This is a genomic window from Chitinophaga sp. ARDCPP14 (genome assembly GCF_051362515.1).
Classification (GTDB): Bacteria; Bacteroidota; Bacteroidia; order Chitinophagales; family Chitinophagaceae; genus Chitinophaga.
Genome location: NZ_JBKIXB010000002.1, coordinates 557783 through 575390, shown reverse-complemented (window position 1 = coordinate 575390; position 17608 = coordinate 557783). Strand labels below are relative to the sequence as shown.

15 protein-coding genes are annotated in these 17608 nt (G+C 45.5%); 4 read left to right on the top strand and 11 right to left on the bottom strand.

Annotation, left to right across the window (positions count from 1 at the left end; genetic code table 11):
- Nucleotides 1–121 precede the first annotated feature (121 nt).
- Nucleotides 122–1930 carry a translational GTPase TypA gene (gene typA / locus ACLHR0_RS07020; protein ID WP_370908785.1) on the top strand — a complete coding sequence of 603 codons (1809 nt, stop codon included), beginning with the start codon at nt 122–124 and terminating at the stop codon, nt 1928–1930.
- Between the two features lie 235 nt (nt 1931–2165).
- Here the strand turns inward: typA and recA are convergent, their stop codons facing one another.
- The 5 genes from recA to ACLHR0_RS06995 form a co-directional block, all read right to left on the bottom strand.
- The gene (gene recA, locus ACLHR0_RS07015) at nt 2166–3176 is read right to left on the bottom strand and encodes a recombinase RecA (RefSeq protein WP_370908784.1); all 1011 of its coding nucleotides are present in this window, start codon (nt 3174–3176) and stop codon (nt 2166–2168) included.
- Between the two features lie 591 nt (nt 3177–3767).
- Entirely contained in the window at nt 3768–4463 is a 696-nt protein-coding gene (locus ACLHR0_RS07010) for a hypothetical protein (protein WP_370908783.1), read from the bottom strand.
- Between the two features lie 10 nt (nt 4464–4473).
- Complete coding sequence (gene rpoN / locus ACLHR0_RS07005; protein ID WP_429062325.1) at nt 4474–5961, bottom strand: RNA polymerase factor sigma-54; 1488 nt, start codon at nt 5959–5961, stop codon at nt 4474–4476.
- 96 nt (nt 5962–6057) lie between these two features.
- On the bottom strand, nt 6058–6657 hold the full coding sequence (locus tag ACLHR0_RS07000) for a ribonuclease HII (RefSeq protein ID WP_370908781.1): 600 nt from the start codon (nt 6655–6657) through the stop codon (nt 6058–6060).
- A gap of 89 nt (nt 6658–6746) precedes the next feature.
- Complete coding sequence (locus ACLHR0_RS06995; RefSeq protein WP_429042949.1) at nt 6747–7184, bottom strand: hypothetical protein; 438 nt, start codon at nt 7182–7184, stop codon at nt 6747–6749.
- 208 nt (nt 7185–7392) lie between these two features.
- Here ACLHR0_RS06995 and ACLHR0_RS06990 point away from each other — a divergent pair, with 208 nt between their 5' ends.
- The 3 genes from ACLHR0_RS06990 to ACLHR0_RS06980 all read left to right on the top strand — a co-directional run bounded on the left by ACLHR0_RS06990 (nt 7393) and on the right by ACLHR0_RS06980 (nt 11057).
- Nucleotides 7393–9555, top strand: a complete 2163-nt coding sequence (locus ACLHR0_RS06990; protein WP_436485545.1) for a S46 family peptidase — start codon at nt 7393–7395, stop codon at nt 9553–9555.
- 268 nt (nt 9556–9823) lie between these two features.
- Nucleotides 9824–10168 carry an IPT/TIG domain-containing protein gene (locus ACLHR0_RS06985; RefSeq protein ID WP_436485543.1) on the top strand — a complete coding sequence of 115 codons (345 nt, stop codon included), beginning with the start codon at nt 9824–9826 and terminating at the stop codon, nt 10166–10168.
- Nucleotides 10169–10289: 121 nt separating this feature from the next.
- Nucleotides 10290–11057: an AraC family transcriptional regulator gene (locus ACLHR0_RS06980; RefSeq protein WP_436485541.1), complete on the top strand. Its 768-nt coding sequence runs from the start codon at nt 10290–10292 to the stop codon at nt 11055–11057.
- Nucleotides 11058–11147: 90 nt separating this feature from the next.
- Here ACLHR0_RS06980 and ACLHR0_RS06975 read toward each other — a convergent pair whose 3' ends face one another.
- The 6 genes from ACLHR0_RS06975 to cysS all read right to left on the bottom strand — a co-directional run bounded on the left by ACLHR0_RS06975 (nt 11148) and on the right by cysS (nt 17481).
- Nucleotides 11148–12581 carry an META domain-containing protein gene (locus tag ACLHR0_RS06975; RefSeq protein WP_436485539.1) on the bottom strand — a complete coding sequence of 478 codons (1434 nt, stop codon included), beginning with the start codon at nt 12579–12581 and terminating at the stop codon, nt 11148–11150.
- A 111-nt stretch (nt 12582–12692) separates the two neighbouring features.
- Nucleotides 12693–13595, bottom strand: a complete 903-nt coding sequence (locus tag ACLHR0_RS06970; protein WP_436485537.1) for a hypothetical protein — start codon at nt 13593–13595, stop codon at nt 12693–12695.
- Nucleotides 13596–13610: 15 nt separating this feature from the next.
- Nucleotides 13611–14228, bottom strand: coding sequence for an alpha-ketoglutarate-dependent dioxygenase AlkB family protein (locus ACLHR0_RS06965; protein WP_436485535.1), 618 nt, complete (start codon nt 14226–14228; stop codon nt 13611–13613).
- Between the two features lie 41 nt (nt 14229–14269).
- Nucleotides 14270–14911, bottom strand: coding sequence for a DNA-3-methyladenine glycosylase family protein (locus ACLHR0_RS06960; protein ID WP_436485533.1), 642 nt, complete (start codon nt 14909–14911; stop codon nt 14270–14272).
- A gap of 57 nt (nt 14912–14968) precedes the next feature.
- Nucleotides 14969–15961: a M28 family peptidase gene (locus tag ACLHR0_RS06955; protein WP_429062339.1), complete on the bottom strand. Its 993-nt coding sequence runs from the start codon at nt 15959–15961 to the stop codon at nt 14969–14971.
- Between the two features lie 20 nt (nt 15962–15981).
- On the bottom strand, nt 15982–17481 hold the full coding sequence (cysS, locus tag ACLHR0_RS06950; RefSeq protein ID WP_436485531.1) for a cysteine--tRNA ligase: 1500 nt from the start codon (nt 17479–17481) through the stop codon (nt 15982–15984).
- Nucleotides 17482–17608 lie beyond the last annotated feature (127 nt).

Sequence of the window (17608 nt, the reverse complement as noted above, 5' to 3'; positions counted from 1 at the left end):
TGATTACATTTATTTAAAACGTGACACCTTCATTCTCGCTATGTTTTCGTACCTTTGCGCCTTCTTTTTGTAGCTATTAGCGTAAATTTAGTTAATGGCTGATAGCTAAAGATTTAAGTATATGAACATTCGTAATATCGCAATTATTGCACACGTAGACCATGGTAAAACTACTTTGGTTGACAAAATCCTTCATCAGGCTAATGTATTCCGGGCTAATCAGGAATCAGGAGATCTGATCATGGATAGTAACGATCTTGAAAGAGAGCGTGGTATCACCATATTCAGCAAGAACGCATCTATTGAATATAAGGGAACCAAGATCAATGTGATTGATACTCCAGGCCACGCCGACTTTGGCGGTGAGGTGGAAAGGGTATTGAAAATGGCTGATGGTGTTATCCTGTTGGTGGATGCTTTTGAAGGTCCGATGCCACAAACCCGTTTTGTGTTGCAGAAGGCTTTGCAGCTGAATCTGAAACCTATTGTTGTAATCAACAAGGTAGATAAGGCTAACTGTCGTCCTGATGAAGTACATGATGCAGTTTTTGAATTGTTCTTTAATCTGGATGCAACAGAGGATCAATTGAACTTCCCGACATTTTATGGCTCTGGTAAAAATGGCTGGTTTAACAGTTCATTAGAACAGAGTGAAGATATTTCTCCATTGATGGATGGTATCCTCCAGTACGTTCCGGAGCCAACCACTCCAGAAGGTAACCTGCAGATGCAGATCACTTCATTGGATTACTCTTCTTTCCTTGGTCGTATTGCTGTAGGTAAGGTGGCCCGTGCTTCTATCGAAGAAGGACAGTGGGTTACTTTGATGCAGACAGATGGTACCAGCAAGAAGCAGAAAGTGCGTGAGTTGTATATCTTCGAAGCGTTAGGTAAGAGAAAGGTAACTAAGGTATATGCCGGCGATATTTGCGCGGTAGTTGGTATTGAAGGTTTTAACATTGGTGATACTATCGCTGATGCTGAAGAGCCGGAAGCGTTGCCAATTATCAGTGTGGATGAGCCTACCATGAACATGTTGTTTGGTATTAACAACTCTCCGTTCTTTGGTAAAGATGGTAAGTTTGTTACTTCCCGTCACCTGCGTGACCGTTTGATGAAGGAAACTGAAAAGAACCTGGCACTGCGTGTAATGGATTCTGACAGTGCTGATAGCTTCATGGTTTATGGTCGTGGTATTCTGCACTTAGGGGTATTAATTGAAACCATGCGTCGTGAAGGTTATGAGTTGACCGTTGGTCAGCCTCAGGTAATTGTGAAGCATGTGGATGGTAAAAAATGCGAGCCGTACGAAACCCTGGTGGTAGACGTTCCGCAGGATTTTGCCAGCAAGGTAATTGATCTGGTAACCCGTCGTAAAGGTGAGATGCTAATCATGGAAACCAAGGGTGAAATGCAACACCTGGAATTTGAAATTCCTTCCCGTGGTTTGATTGGTTTGCGTACACAGATGCTTACTGCTACTGCAGGTGAAGCAGTGATGGCGCACCGTTTCAATGATTACAAACCATGGAAAGGTGCTATCCCAGGCCGTAACAACGGTGTGCTGATTGCCAAAGAAGCTGGTACTACTACCGGTTATTCTCTGGACAAACTGCAGGATAGAGGATCTTTCTTCGTTGATCCGGGAGAAGAAGTATACAAGGGTATGATCATTGGTGAAACCAACAAACCAGGTGACCTGGTGGTGAATCCAAATGAAGGTAAGAAACTGACCAACATGCGTGCGAGCGGAACCGATGGCGCTGCTAACATTGCGCCTAAGATACTGATGACACTGGAAGAATGTATGGAGTACATCCAGCATGACGAGTGTATAGAAGTTACTCCTAACTTTATCCGTATGCGTAAAGTAATACTGGATGAAGAAGAGCGTAAGAGATCAGCTAAGAGCATGAAAGCAGAAGCTTAATTGCTTTTGTTTGTAAGATAATAGTGAAAAAAAACAAAGCCGCTCCGTTTAGGGGCGGCTTTTGTTTTGGAGGGAAGTAGAGGGGAGACTTCACTCCCGGGCAAAAAAATCCCCGCCCAGGATAAGGCAGGGATGTGCATACTAACCCAATGCTTACTAAAACTAAAACTAACTTCTATGTATGTTTAATACTAAGTTTCAATTCAATGCTTATTCAATTCAATAGCAGACAATATTAAGCGGCATCCTGCTTTTCCTGAATCTTCACTTTAATCTTGGCTTCGATTTCTGCTGCCAGTTCAGGGTTATCATTCAGCAGTTGTTTCACTGCATCACGGCCCTGGCCTAATTTATTGGTATCATAGCTGAACCAGCTACCACTTTTCTGAACAACGCCATATTCAACACCCATGTCGATGATTTCTCCTGTTTTGGAGATACCCTGACCGTAAACGATATCGAATTCTGCCTGACGGAACGGAGGCGCTACCTTATTCTTTACCACTTTCACTTTCACGCGGTTACCGATTGCTTCGTCACCATCTTTAATCTGGCTCATGCGGCGGATATCCAGCCTTACGGATGCGTAGAACTTCAGCGCATTACCACCGGTGGTAGTTTCAGGGTTACCGAACATAACACCTATCTTTTCACGCAGCTGGTTAATAAAGATGCAGCAGCAGTTTGTTTTGGAGATAGTGGCGGTTAATTTACGCAGTGCCTGTGACATCAAACGGGCTTGTAATCCCATTTTGCTTTCACCCATTTCACCTTCCAGTTCACTTTTCGGTACCAGGGCAGCAACGGAGTCAATTACTACTACATCTACTGCGCCGGAGAGGATCAGGCGATCTGCTATTTCCAGCGCCTGCTCACCGTGATCCGGCTGTGAAATTAACAGGGAATCCACGTCAACTCCCAGTCTTCTGGCGTAGCTGCTGTCAAAAGCATGCTCCGCATCTATAATGGCGCAAATGCCGCCTTTTTTCTGTGCTTCAGCGATTGTATGGATGGCGACGGTTGTTTTACCGGAAGATTCAGGACCATATATTTCTATGATTCTTCCTTTGGGTAAACCGCCAATTCCAAGTGCGATATCAAGGCCCAGGGAACCCGTGGAAATGATCTCCATCGGCGCTTCTGCTTTTTCTCCCATCATCATCACAGATCCCTTCCCGAAATCTTTCTCAATCTTGTCCATTGTGAGGCGCAGGGCCTTCAGTTTTTCTGCATTGGCTGTAGACATATAAGTAATGTTTTTACAAATTTAATAGATAGCTGATCACAATTAGAAAGCAAATTAATTGGACTGCTAAGTTATGATCTAATTTTTTATTTTCCTAAATATTTTAGCATTTTCTTTTAAATGCTAAATAAAGTAGTAATCCTTTTCCGTGCTGTTCAAGAACTTCCTGTTAAAATTTTATTCTTAAAACCTTAAAGGGTTAACCCCTAATGGCATAACAAAGATGCGAACCCATTACGCATTGAATGTGCGTAACAACAAAACCTCAAAAAAATAGTTAGCCGGCGGAAGTGAGAATTCTACTGCATTTTTAAAAAGCGTAGTTATACGCTTGAGTATCAGCGCAGAAAGTTTCACTTTTGTACTGTCAAGTTTAGTTGTTGAAGTTAATCCCCTACTGTTTGTTAAAATTGTTTGTTAGCCTGCCTTGCGGCCTTGCATCCATGTGAAGATGAAATGGTGAAGTGGTCAAGGTTAAACCCCAAAAATTTTTATCGCCGTTCTAAATGTTGTTCTCCCTGATCCCTGGCTGGTGGGCTGACTTGTTTCAGCATTTACCGGCAGGGGAGCAGGGATAGAATGGTGAAATACCTATTTTACGAGGATCCAGCACGCTGCCAGCTGCGAAACAATACCAATCAGGAAACCGATGTAGATTTCACGTGGTTCATGTGCTCCCAGCACCAGGCGGGAGGTAGCTACAATGCCGGCCACAAAAAAAGTAATGACCAGTGGAATGGATACATTCATATGCATTCCCCACATCAGCGACAATAAAAGGCCGATTATGCCGCCCCAGCCTACGGTATGCATGCTGGTTTTTATAAAATTATTGGTAACAAAAGCGATAGAAACACTCAGGAACACGCCCAGGAAAAACGCGGTATAGAATTTTGGCGCCCGGCCTTCCTGTTGAAAAGTATAAAATGCCCAGAAGTAATAAGTGATCATCGCTACATAAGGAATGATCCTGTCGCGCTGGGTTTTCATATGAACGGAAGAAACAAATTTCAGCGCCTTGGCCAGTAAAAGCGTGAGCACCGGGAACCCGATACTGATAATAGCCACCCTGAAATACAGCATATCGAAGGCGAACCTTTTGCTCAATGGTTTAAAGGCGACCATATATTCCGGAATGGATTCCAGTACCAGGAATGTTACCAGCAGGGGAATGAACAGCGGATGTGAGAGATAGGAAATGATTAAAGCCAGGGATTTCATTGCCTTTGGAAACTCCGGCTCCAAACGTATATTTCCGTTCCTGTCTAAAACAGCTTGTTCTTGCATGGTATGGTTCTTATAATTCTTTACGTAAACGGGCTACCGGAATATTCAGCTGCTCCCTGTATTTGGCCACCGTACGGCGGGCAATGTTATATCCTTTATCCTGCAGCATCTTCGTGAGGTTTTCATCACTGAGTGGTTTACGTTTGTTTTCCGCCTCAATGAGGTCTGACAGGATCTTCTTTACTTCCCGGGTGGATACTTCCTCGCCGCTGTCGGTAGACAGGGATTCGGAGAAGAAGAATTTCAGTTTGAAGGTACCGAACTCGGTTTGTACGTATTTGCTGTTGGCCACGCGGCTTACGGTAGAAATATCCAGTTGCGTGCGATCCGCGATATCTTTCAGGATCATAGGCTTCATGGTGGTTTCATCTCCCGTAAGGAAAAATTCGCGCTGGTAATCCATGATGGATTCCATGGTAGACAGCAAAGTATGTTGCCGCTGCTTGATGGCGTCTATAAACCATTTGGCGGCATCTATTTTCTGTTTGATAAACAATACGGCTTCTTTCTGGCGCTTATCTTTTTTATCGCCCCGGTCATACTCCTTCAGCATTTCGCGGTAACCACCGGAAATCCGCAGATCGGGAGCGTTACGTGAATTCAGCGTAAGTTCCAGTTTACCGGCGTTGTTTAAAATAAAGAAGTCGGGCAGTACGTAGCTTTCTGCTTTATTCAGCGTGGCGAAATTGCCGCCTGGCTTGGGAGTGAGCTTGATGATCTGGGTGATGGCTTCTTTCAGTCCTTCGTCGGAAAGGCCTAATGCCTTCTGGATCTTCTCGTAGTGCTTCTTGGTAAATTCGTCGAAGTAGTTTTCGAGGATGGAGTAGGCGTTGTGCACGCCGGGATCGTCCTGTGGCTTACGTTTCAGCTGGAGCAGGAGGCATTCTTTCAGATCGGTGGCGCATACGCCAGCCGGATCAAAGTCCTGGATCTTTTTGATCAGGGAATTGATTTCTTCTTCGGTGGTGTCAATATTCTGTGAAAAGGAGAGATCATCCACCATGGAACTGATTTCCCTGCGCAGGTAGCCGTCGTCGTCGATACTGCCGATGATATGTTCGGCAATGGCATTCTGGTGGTCGTCCAGCTCGAGCATACCCAGCTGGCTCAATAAGTGTTCATGAAAAGACGTTTCCACCCGGATCGGGATGGTTTTATTGCTTTCGTCCGGATCAGGATAGTTATCGTCACGCAGTTTGTAATCCGCCACATCATCATCTCCTTCACTTACATATTCAGAAATATCGATATTGTCGTATTCATTTTCACTGCCATCGGGCTCAAATTCATCTTCTTCTGCGGGAGCTTCATACTCTTCCTGTTCTTTGAACTCGTCTTCTCCTGCTTCTTCGCCATATTCCAGCGCCGGATTTTCTTCCAGTTCTTCTTTGATCCTTTCTTCCAGGTTCACAGTAGGGACCTGCAGCAATTTCATGAGCTGAATTTGCTGGGGAGAAAGTTTCTGTAATAATTTCTGCTGTTGTGTCTGCTTTAACATAATTATTCCCTGTCAGGGCAAAATTAATAAGTATAAGGTTAACAGAGCTATCGCTGTCAGCATTTAGCTTTTAGATAACCCGTTAACGGCTAAAAGCTATAAATCCAGTTCCAGCTGCTCCGGCAGCAAACGGAATGTTTTGCGGTGAAATGGCGTATCGCCAAATTCCCGGATGGCATCCCGGTGTTGCCTGGTAGGGTATCCTTTGTTCTCATTCCACCCAAAGTGTGGATATGTAGCATGTAACTGCTGCATATATTCATCACGATAGGTTTTGGCCAGAACGGAAGCTGCTGCAATGGAGGCGTATAAGCCATCGCCCTGTATAATACAGGCGTGTGGCGTATTGCCGTATGCATAAAAGCGGTTACCATCTACCAGTATAAATTCAGGTTGCTGCTGTAACTTCTCCAATGCCAGGTGCATGGCTTTGAAAGAAGCTTTCAGTATATTTATCTTGTCTATTTCTACATTATCCACACTTGCCACGGCATAACATACTGCTTTTTTTTCAATCACCTTTCTCAGTTTTTCCCGGTCGGACTGTTTCATCTGCTTGGAATCGTTCAGCAACGGGTGTCTGAATTTCTTCGGCAGGATAACGGCTGCGGCAAACACCGGACCCGCCAGGCATCCCCTTCCGGCTTCATCACAGCCGGCTTCTGTTAGTAATTCCTGATAGTAAGACAGTAGCAAATTGAAATCTATTAAGCCGGGTAAAATTACAAGATTAATGTTCAAGGAACAAGGATTGTGGATTTTTGAAGTAATCCGGCCACCTTCTTTTAATCTTTTTTAAAGAGATCTTTAAAGTCCTGTTTGAAATCGGTCCACTCTTTATCGGATTTTTTCATCAGTTGGTCGGCGGCTTCCCGGGTGCTGTCCCATTTGTCGGCGCTGCTGTTTTTTACGTCGTCCAGCTTTTTATTCATCTGTGCTTTCAGTGTTTCCAGCTTTTTACGGGCAGCCACGCTTTTCTCGTCCCCGTCCTTTTTTAATTCCTGGGTGGTTTGGTCTATTTCTTTGATACGCTCCTGAATAGCTTCTTCCGCCTGTTTCTTTTGCTCAGATAAATAATCGCCTGTACTGCTGGCGGCAGATTTTATTTCCTGCCCGGCTTCTTTAATATCTTCTTTTATTTCTTCTTTCTTTTCCTGCTGAGTGCTACTCTCGTTACAGGCAAATAGAGCGGCAATGCCCGCCAGTAAGAATACCTTTTTCATGTTCCGACGATTTTTTTTGTGATTTTTAAATACTGGCACAGCCTTCCGGCCGTACCCCTTTATCAAAACATATTCCAGTTTTTTTGTTTAGACCCTGATCATATTTTTATATTTATCAGATGTTTGCTGCCGTTGGTCCTTATACCTGCGCCCGGTAACGAAAAATTAGCTAGGTTTGAGGTCCTTAAAAAACAAAACCTGACTTAATATGAGAAAAAAATTACTGGTTTTGCTCTTATTGCTTAGCGTAAGTATCAAATGGGCTAAAGCAGATGAGGGCATGTGGTTGCCTTATTTACTGGGGCAGCAAACGTACAACGACATGGTGAAGAAAGGCCTGAAGCTGACGAAAGAACAGTTGTACAGTATTAATAAAGCATCCCTGAAAGACGCCATCGTTATTTTTGGTGGTGGTTGTACCGGTGAAATTGTAAGTAATGAAGGTCTCATTTTTACGAACCACCACTGCGGCTACGGCGCTATTGCTGCAGCCAGTTCTGTAGAACACAACTACCTGAAGAACGGTTTCTACGCAAAAAATAAACAGGAAGAAATTGCTTCTGCCCAGTTGTCTGTACAATTCCTGGTAAGAGTGGAAGATGTGAGCAAGCAGGTGGAAGAAGCCCTGAAAGGACTTGATGGCGCCGCAAGAGCCCAGAAAGAACAACAGGTATACGGTGAAATTATCTCTAAAACCATTGCCAATACCGGTTATGAAGCGAAGGTGGTGCCTATGTTCAAAGGCAATCAATACCTGATGTTTGTATACGAACGCTATAAAGATATCCGCCTGGTAGGTACCCCTCCCGAAAGCGTGGGTAAATTTGGCGGCGATACCGACAACTGGGAATGGCCCCGTCACACCGGCGACTTCTCCGTATTCCGTGTATATACCGGCAAAGATGGTAAGCCTGCTTCTTATGCAGCTGATAATGTGCCTCTAAAGCCTAAGCATTTCCTCCCCGTATCTATCAAGGGTGTAAAGGAAAATGATTATGCCATGATCTTCGGTTACCCGGGTGGTACTAACCGTTACGAAACTTCTTATGGTATACAACTGAAAACAACTATCGAAAATCCTTCCGTGGTAAATCTCCGCGATGTAAGGCTGAAGGCCATGTTTGAGCAGATGAAGAAAGATCCTGCAGTAAAATTGCAGCTGGCTTCTTCCTACGCCGGCATCGCCAACTACTGGAAATTTTTTGACGGCGAAACCAAGCAACTGCAGAAACATGGTGTATTGGCCGATAAACAAAAACAGGAAGCTGCTTTTGCCACATGGGCACAAGGCAAACCTGAATTTGCCAATATACTTTCCGATTACGAGGCAGCCTACAAAGCCTGGACTCCTTACGCCAAACAACGCACTTACCTGAATGAAGGTATCCTGGGCTCGCCGGTAGCTGCTTTTGCAGCGTCTTTAACGGGCGTGGAAAAAGCACTGGTAACACCAGGCGCTCCCAAAGATGCGGTTAAACAGGCTGTAGAGGCAGCAGATAAAGCGCGCAAAGGATTCCTGGAAAGCGAAAACAAACCAAGCGACCAGAAAATCCTGGCTGCTACCTGTCGTATGTTCTATACAGACATCGCCAAAGATCAACAGCCCATTGGTTTTTATGATGCGCTGAAAGCAAAATACGGTCCGCTTGATGAAGACAAAACTTACAATACCTGGGCGGCTTCGTTAATGGCCAACACCTTTATTTTTGATGATGCCAAATGGAACGCATTCGTAGCGAACCCCGATGCGGTAACCCTGCAGAATGACCCGGTATTCGCCTATGCCAGCACATTCCTCAAAAATTATGTAGGTAAGTATCTACCGATATACAACCAGTTCAATACTAAAAATAATGATCTGGGCCGTGCCTATCTGAAAGGGGTGATGCAGATGAATCCTAACGCCAACAGGTATCCTGATGCCAACTTTACCATGCGCTTATCTTATGGCCAGGTAAAATCATACGCTCCGCGGGATGCAGTACACTACGACTACGTAACTACTATGAAAGGTGTGATAGAAAAGTATGTGCCTGGTGATTACGAGTTTGACCTGCCTGAAAATTACGTAGACCTGTATAACAAAAAAGATTTCGGTCAGTATAAAGATGCTAAACGCAATGATATTGTAGTGGGTTTTATTACTACTAACGATATCACCGGCGGCAACTCCGGTTCTCCTGTTATCAACGCCAATGGTGAACTGATTGGTCTGGCTTTCGATGGCAACTACGAAGCGCTGAGCCATAAAATTCAGTTTGATTCTGAATACAATCGTACTATCTGTGTGGATGTACGTTATGTATTGTGGTGCATCGACAAACTGGGTGGTGCAAAAAATATTATCAATGAGCTGAAGCTGGCGAAATAACCGGCTGGTAAGCGTTTGATCAGAAAGTCCCGTACCGGAATTACCGGTACGGGACTTTCTGCATTAGTCACAAAATCATATACCCGTATCCGTAATTCTACGCATTTTTTTGATGAATTGTTTTTTTATTGAAGGAATGATTGTACCTTTGCGTCCGTTTGAATACCGAATATATACTGTTGCCGATAAGAGTTGCAATTGCAATAGTGTTAACCCCGGTGAATTATTTGTAACAGGGTTGTGACCCCCCAAAAAGAAGAAAAATAAGATGACACATTTTAAATTGTTTGTGACAGCCCTTATGCTGTCAATTACGGCCATGATGGCTTGTTCCCCGAATTCAACAGAAAATACCGCTGAAGTAGTAACTGTAGAAGGACGTGCAGGAAATTTCCTCCTCATCAAAGGACACGGTTTTAGTGAAGATAAACACGGAAACAAAGTGAACTTTGGTAACGTACCTGCGCAGATTCTGCGTGCAGATGGTAACACCCTCCTGGTACAGGTACCAGCGCAGGCCGCTTCTACAGTGCCTGTGGTTGTTGCAGTAGGAGATAATGTATCCAACGCGATGTTGTTTGCATATCATCCCAAGCTGGTAGCAGCGAAGTAAGCGTGATGAATTAAAATTACGGATGGTGGTTTTATACGCAGATAGTAATGCGAAGATTTTCTTCCATTGGCGGAGCTGTGTATAAAACCCTCATTCGTAATAATGTTTTAATTTGCAGGCTATGTATAAAGAGTTCCGGCCACATCCACTATTAGCCACGTTTGTAGATGCCTACTGGGCAGGCGGCGGTCCGCATTTTATGCTACAACGAATATTACCGGATACCTGTGCGGATATTATTTTTAATATTAGCGAAGATGTTATTGCAGCAGGTGGTGGGGCGCTGAAAATAATGCCAGGTAACGCTTTTGTAACAGGTACTATGACTACCTTCTGCGATACGACTCTTCATGCCAATACCTATTTGTTAGGAATCCGTTTCAAACCGGGCGGCCTGAGTGGTTTTACCGGGTTGCCTTTGCAATTGATTACAGATGATCATGTTCCCCTGCGGGACATTTCCTCCGGATGGCATGTTGCGCTGGAGCCTCTGCTGCTGAAGTCCTCCGGGATAGCAGAAAAAATAAAGTGCCTGGAAGCGTTTCTCTTACAGCGGTTGCCAGGCCGAAACATCATCTCTGAAAAAATACAACATAGTATTACACTGATCAGGCAAACGAAAGGTGATATAGCAATAAATACTTTGGCCGCACAGGCGTTCATGAGCCCGCGTAATTTTGAACGGCACTTTTTGCAAACAGCCGGCGTATCTCCGAAAATGTTCACACGCATTGTCAGGTTTCTGAGTTTAAAACAGCAGTTGAAAACATTGTCTAATCCCCACTTATTATCGCTGGCGCTGGACCACGGCTTTTATGATCATGCACATCTTACCCGCGAGTTCAGGGCGTTTGCAGGGGAAAGCCCAACAGGCTATATGCAGTGGTGAGACAAGCATTATTTTTAACCGGAGGGATTAGACATAAAAAAGCAGCAAGAACCCTTGCTGCTTTTTTAATATTTTTTACCTGTAAATGATTTACAGTGTTTTATCCTGCATGCCAAACATCACTACAATTTTCCCGTCTTTATACAGGTTTAAAGTCTGTTCGGCCACATCATATCGGAAGGTGTTACCGCTGATAAGTTTCAGGAATTCAGCTTCGCGGCGCATTACTTCAGCATCGGTGCAGGCCATGCGGGTACTGATGGCTTGTGTGAACTTTATTTCGTTGCCGCCGGCGCTGTATCCGCCGGAAATGCTGTTACATCCGCCTTTGCCGTGGAAGCGTTTTTGATTGGTATCAAATTCCAGCCAGATACCTGAGTTGGTCAGTGTGGCATCGTTCAGTTTGATCACGCTCCATTTTTTTGCGCCAATGAAAGCCCACTGGGTGTTGCTTGAGGCGTTGCCTTGCTGATCGTTGTCATTACCTTCCAGTGTGAACTGCATCACTAATTTGCCACTTTCATAGAGGTCAACAGTTTCACCGTTTACGGTGTAGGTAAAGGTATGTCCGCCGAGTTGTTTCAGGAATTCTGATTCCCGGCGCATTACATCTGCATCGCCGCACATCATGCGGGTGCTCACGGCTTGTGTGAAGGTGATTTTATTTTTAACGGCGGTATACCCACCGGAAATATTGTTACAGCCTCCTTTGCCGCTGAAGCGTTTTTTATCTTCATCAAACTGCAGCCACACACCGGAGTTGCTGATTACTCCTTCATTGATCATTTTCAGGGTCCATTTTTTATTGCCGATAGCTGCCCAGTTGTTGTTGCCGGAAGCATTGCCGTCTTTATTTTCCAGGCGGAATTGCAATACGATATTGCCATTTTGGAGGAGGTTCAGCGTTTGACCGGCTACGGCGTATTGAAATGTTTGATCGCCTATTTGTTTCATGAAGGAGGTTTCGCGGCGCATTACATCCCTGTCGGGGCAGGCCATCAGGGTGCCGGCTGTTTTGGAAAAGGTAAGATCGCTGCCGGAGGTGGTATATGCACCCATCATACTGTTGCAGCCACTTTTACCGTGCATGCGTTTCTGACTGCCGTCGAATTCCATCCAGATGGCGCCATCGGAAATGGCTTCATGATCCATTTTTACCAATACCCATTTCTTTCCGGTGATAGGCGTTGAACCGGTATTGCCGATCTTCTTTTTTTCCAGCACTTTGGCGAGGGTATATTTCAGGGAAGAGCCATCTGCCGGTGGGTTCTTTACCCGGGTAATTTTTACCCTAAGCTTATAACGGTAGCCAGGGGTATATTTAAAGCCGCTGATATTGGTATATAAGTTTGACCAGTCTGTATCATTTACTCCTTTTATCTGCAAACATTCCATGGGAGCCACGCCGGTACAGGGTTCCTTTGATTCTTTTACATAGATGACCTGCGTTTTGGGGGGTGATTGTTTGCTTTGTACCGGGGCCATAAAGGTGGTGGCAAGAGTGATTGCTAATTCCAATAACATAAAATATAGATTTTAATAGTTAACAACAAAAGGAGTCATGAGGTTGTCTCTTTTGAAGGATTGTACTGTATTTTGCAAAAACGCTGCCAGTCTCACTTTCAGGCCCTGGTATTACCTGGTGCTGCTATGGTGGACCGTTTGACGGGTCTTCCCGATTTGTTTGATGATAGATTCGTAATATCCCAGTTTATCTTTACCGGGCAGGCTTACAATGGTCACATCATTTGCGGTGAGCAGGTCCAGTTTGAATTTAGAGGTTGCCACATATTCTTCCGGGATATAGTAGAAGATGTGATTGGGAACCGGCACATTTTTATGATGAAACTTTTGCCGTGCCCTGTAGGTGAGCAGCCACCAGAGATCAGTTTCCACAAAGTCGAGCGACAGTCCGAAGATGTGTATATCTTCTGTGAAAAAAAGATCTATCCAGGAGTGAAAATATACTTCCCGGGAGTGAATGCGCCGGAGCAGGGAGGGCTTGGGTACTTCTTTGGAAGAGTACACGGTGCCGCTTACCACGTAATTGCGCATCAGTTGTAACTGGCCGCCATAGTGTTCAAACCCCAGATTTATGCTCATGGGGTTGAGGCAATCGCCGTGAATATGCCAGTAATGGATATTATCTACTTCATATCTCCTGAAAATACTGTAAAACTTTTCCTTGATGACGCTGGTGTTTTCTAATGGTATTTGCCCTTCCAGCGTGAATTCATAGTTGGTGGTCAGGATATGTGCCGGCTTCAGTTCGCGGATAGCGCTGTGCAGCGGGTTGGCCTTTATTTCCGCTGCTTTGATGGCGATGAAAGACTTGAGATCTTTTTCTCTGATACGGTGATTTTTACTGGCGGTTAGAAAGATTTCTTCATACAGGAGCGGAAAAGGTTTTTTATCATCCAGTTCCACGCAATCGCCGGCGTGGCAGAAGGTGATGATGTCCTGCAGCAGGTCTTTCCAGCTTTGGCCGCGTGAGATGTTGTTGATGTCATTTCCGATTAATAATACAAGGTTTTTCATAGTACATGCCATCTTTTAGGGGTGGATAAACCGGAAGGTGAGGTTAATTCTTCCGTTTGATACTTTAGTGGTTTTCGGGACCTGGTGTTCCCAGTATTGCTGTAATGGTCCTTTCATGATGAGCAGGGAACCGTGTTGCAATAATAATTCATACTTCCGTTGGTGATCACTTTTATAGCGCAGCTGAAAGCGGCGGGCTGCGCCAAAGTTCACCGAGGCAATTACCGGGTGATGGCCCAATTCCGGTTCATCATCTGCATGCCAGCCCATAGAGTCGTTGCCGTTGCGGTAGAGGTTGAGCAATACGCTGTTGAACTGTTGGCCACTCACTGGCGTTATGCGATCGCGTATCTGTTGTAATTCTGCTGTCCATGCTTGGGGGGAGAAGGTGTTCCCGGAGAACTTGTAGGAGCTGGCAGTGTCGCCATACCAGGCCATTAAACGTGGGAATAACACCTCTTTGCCGTACATTTTCATGGATTCCTGTTTCCAGGTGATGGTTTCCTGCAATACCTGCATAAAATGGTTGCTTTCCGCCAGGTTAAAAAACTGCGGATGGTAAGCCAGCTCTCCATTCAGTAATGCAATCTTCCCGGCATCCTCATCATTAAAAAAACTTCCCTGCACATTCATAACACAAATTTACAACCGTGCTACGCACTGTATATGTCTAGTTATTTATCGGGTGTATTATCTTTCCATGCCCAAAGGTAGCGACAGGCATGTGTGCGGTAAGGCGACCATTTTTCAGAGATTTTGACCAGCTTCTCCCGGAATGCTTTTTTGTCTTCCCGGTTCAGCTTGTAGATTTTAATCATCGCTTGCTGTAATCCCCAGTCGTCCATGGCAAATACATCTTCGCGGCCCAGGTAAAACATCAGGAGCATTTCTACTGTCCAACGGCCAACGCCTTTGATTTGTGTGAGATAGGCAATCACTTCGTCGTTCCCCATCTTTTTAAGCTTGCTGTCGGTCAGTTTTTCGGCGATGATAAACGCTGCCACATTTTGGACGTAGGTTACCTTGGCATTCGATAAACCGATACCACGAAGGGTTAATGGCGGGGTATCCAGTATCTGCTGTGCTGTTGGCTCCCGGCGGCCGTAGAGGTCGAGGAACCGGGAATAGATGACGTCTGCTACTTTGGTGGACAGCTGCTGGCTCATAATGGAGCCAATCAGTTTCAGGCAGATGTTTTTTCGTATAGCCAGCTCCGTTAGAGGGCCATTGATAATTTTCTGCAGCTTTTTATCTTTGCTGAGATGGGCTACATAATGTACCGGAACGGCTTCCGGGGTGCTTTTGGACCTGGGCATAAAACTAATTTTAGCGTTAATACGTCACATCACTCTTCACCCCGGACCCTCCGGTTATTAATAACTAAACGGCTGTGTATAGATTACTTGCAACAGTGTTTGTCCGACTGCCTGCAGCGTTTTCTTGTCAATCACATCCATATTGTCGTTTTGTGTATGCCAGTGAGGAGCAAAGTCGTTGTTCGACTGTAACGCAATGATATCGAATGTTGGGATGTTAGCGATGGTATTTACCGCGATATGGTCGTCCGTGATAAATGCGCCATTATTTTCATAGCGGAATATATCAGAATAGCCGAGTTTATTGGCTACATCCCAGAACATTTTCATCTGGGCGCCTGCATATTGTTTGGAGGAGCCTTCCATATAGAACTGGGTGCCACGGCCGCCTACCATGTCCAGCAGGATACCGTAGTTCGCCTTATAGCCGGGAATATGCGGGTTTTTAGCCCAGTACTGGGTACCTAAGCAAAATGAGTTTTCGTCATTTTTAGCGCCGTAATCTTCCACGTCTACCAGCAGGATATCCACGCCGGCTTCCGGTTTTTGTTTGCGGAATTGCCGGGCTGCTTCCATTAGTACGGCAACGCCACTGGCGCCATCATCGGCACCGTCCAGCTTCTTTGTTTTATCAAAGGCGTCTTCGTCTGCCCAGGGACGGGTATCCCAGTGAGCCAGCAGTAAAACACGCTGCCTGGCGGCGGGGTTGAAGCTGGCGATGATATTGATGCAGGGCAGTTTTTCGTTTTTGGGACCGGTAACGGTAGTGCGCTGTACGTACACAGAATCCGCCCAATTGCGTAGGCTGCTGATCAGCCAGCTGGCACATTTCTCCTGCGCGGGCGTATTGGGTATCCTGGGGCCGAAACTTACCTGCTGTGCGGTGTACGCATATGCAGAATCTGCCTGGAAAACGGGTACCGGTACATCCACTTTAGCTACCTTGCTTTCGCCGGTACTGTCGGTGGTGTTATCGGTTGTCTGACTATTCTGCTGGCAGGCGCCGGCCGTTAAGGCCAGCGCTGTCAGTGTAATAAGAGCTTTACGCATTATCTTCCGGAATGTTTATTTTATTGAAGACTGTAAGATACGGTGCCGTCTTTTTCATCTTTCAGCTGAATGCCTACAGACAATAATTCGTTACGGATTTTATCGGAGGTAGCGTAATCCTTACGGCTTTTAGCTTCCTTCCGCATTTCAATCAGCATTTTTAATACGCCGTCCAGTTTATTATCTTCCCCGGTGATGGCTTCCTGTTGTATACCGAGGATATCCACGAGATAAGTTTTCCAGGTTTGCTGCAGCAACCGGAAAGTATCTTCGCTGATTTCATGCATTTTTATTTGCCCGCCTTTCAGGGAGTTGATCACTGGTGTGAGCTCAAACAGGTTGGCGAGCACTTTGGCGGTATTGAAATCATCGTTCATGAAATCCGGGCATTCCTGGCACCACTGACGTACCTGTTTATCCAGTTCTTCATTAATGGCCTGGCCGTTGGCAGGGGTATACGTCAGTTTCTGCAGGGTTTCATAAGCAGCCCATAAACGCTGAAGTCCTTTTTCGGCGGCCTGCAGGGCCTCGTTAGAGAAATCCAGGGTACCGCGGTAATGTGTTTGCAGCACAAAAAAGCGGATGGTCATGGGGCTGTATGGCTTTTCCAGCTGGGGGCTTTCACCGGTGAACATTTCGGTGAGCTTTATGGTGTTGCCATAAGCCTTACCCATTTTACGGCCGTTGATGGTGATCATGTTATTGTGCATCCAGTAACGGGCCATCATATTGCCGTGTGCAATTTCACTTTGCGCAATTTCGCATTCGTGGTGCGGAAACTGGAGGTCCATACCGCCGCCGTGAATGTCGAACTGGGCGCCCAGGTATTTGGCGCTCATGGCAGAGCACTCAATGTGCCATCCAGGGAAGCCTTCGCCCCAGGGGCTTGGCCAGCGCATAAGATGTTCCGGCGGCGCTTTTTTCCAGAGCGCAAAATCTGCTTTGTTATGTTTATCATCCTGGCCTTCCAGTTCCCTGGTGGTTTCCAGCATGTCTTCCAGTACGCGGCCGCTGAGGATGCCATAGTCGTAGTTGGCGGCGTATTTTTTAACATCGAAGTACACGCTGCCGTCTACTTCATACGCATAGCCTTTTTCCATGATCGTTTTGATCATTTCAATCTGTTCAATGATATGCCCGGTGGCGGTGGGTTCAATGCTGGGTTCGAGGTTGCCAAACTGCAGCATGGCCCAGTGGTACAGGTTGGTGTATTTCTGTACCAGTTCCATTGGCTCCAGCTTTTCCAGTATGGCAAATTTGGAAATTTTATCTTCCGCTGCGCGGCCTTCTTCTTCGAAGTGGCCGGCGTCGGTAATATTACGTACATAGCGTACTTTATATCCCAGGTATTGTAAATAGCGGAATACTACATCAAACGTAATATAGGGGCGGGCATGGCCGAGATGTGATTCGCCGGATACGGTAGGACCGCACACGTACATACCAACGTGCCCGGGGTGTAAAGGTGTAAATACTTCTTTCTGACGGTGTAATGAATTATATATCCTTAGTTCTGACATATGCTGTAAATGACAGATGCCATATAGCTGACATCTTATTTTTTGTTGATGGATGGCAAAGATAAAAATTGTTTTCCTGGTACAAGCAGGCAACAACATCGGTCAGCCCTAAAAATATTATACATTT

Excerpts from the sequence above, each read along its gene's own strand:
- typA (WP_370908785.1), top strand. The coding sequence starts at position 122 with ATGAACATTCGTAATATCGCAATTATTGCACACGTAGACCATGGTAAA.
- recA (WP_370908784.1), bottom strand. The coding sequence starts at position 3,176 with ATGTCTACAGCCAATGCAGAAAAACTGAAGGCCCTGCGCCTCACAATG.
- ACLHR0_RS07010 (WP_370908783.1), bottom strand. The coding sequence starts at position 4,463 with ATGCAAGAACAAGCTGTTTTAGACAGGAACGGAAATATACGTTTGGAG.
- rpoN (WP_429062325.1), bottom strand. The coding sequence starts at position 5,961 with ATGTTAAAGCAGACACAACAGCAGAAATTATTACAGAAACTTTCTCCC.
- ACLHR0_RS06995 (WP_429042949.1), bottom strand. The coding sequence starts at position 7,184 with ATGAAAAAGGTATTCTTACTGGCGGGCATTGCCGCTCTATTTGCCTGT.
- ACLHR0_RS06990 (WP_436485545.1), top strand. The coding sequence starts at position 7,393 with ATGAGAAAAAAATTACTGGTTTTGCTCTTATTGCTTAGCGTAAGTATC.
- ACLHR0_RS06985 (WP_436485543.1), top strand. The coding sequence starts at position 9,824 with ATGACACATTTTAAATTGTTTGTGACAGCCCTTATGCTGTCAATTACG.
- ACLHR0_RS06980 (WP_436485541.1), top strand. The coding sequence starts at position 10,290 with ATGTATAAAGAGTTCCGGCCACATCCACTATTAGCCACGTTTGTAGAT.
- ACLHR0_RS06975 (WP_436485539.1), bottom strand. The coding sequence starts at position 12,581 with ATGTTATTGGAATTAGCAATCACTCTTGCCACCACCTTTATGGCCCCG.
- ACLHR0_RS06970 (WP_436485537.1), bottom strand. The coding sequence starts at position 13,595 with ATGAAAAACCTTGTATTATTAATCGGAAATGACATCAACAACATCTCA.
- ACLHR0_RS06965 (WP_436485535.1), bottom strand. The coding sequence starts at position 14,228 with ATGAATGTGCAGGGAAGTTTTTTTAATGATGAGGATGCCGGGAAGATT.
- ACLHR0_RS06960 (WP_436485533.1), bottom strand. The coding sequence starts at position 14,911 with ATGCCCAGGTCCAAAAGCACCCCGGAAGCCGTTCCGGTACATTATGTA.
- ACLHR0_RS06955 (WP_429062339.1), bottom strand. The coding sequence starts at position 15,961 with ATGCGTAAAGCTCTTATTACACTGACAGCGCTGGCCTTAACGGCCGGC.
- cysS (WP_436485531.1), bottom strand. The coding sequence starts at position 17,481 with ATGTCAGAACTAAGGATATATAATTCATTACACCGTCAGAAAGAAGTA.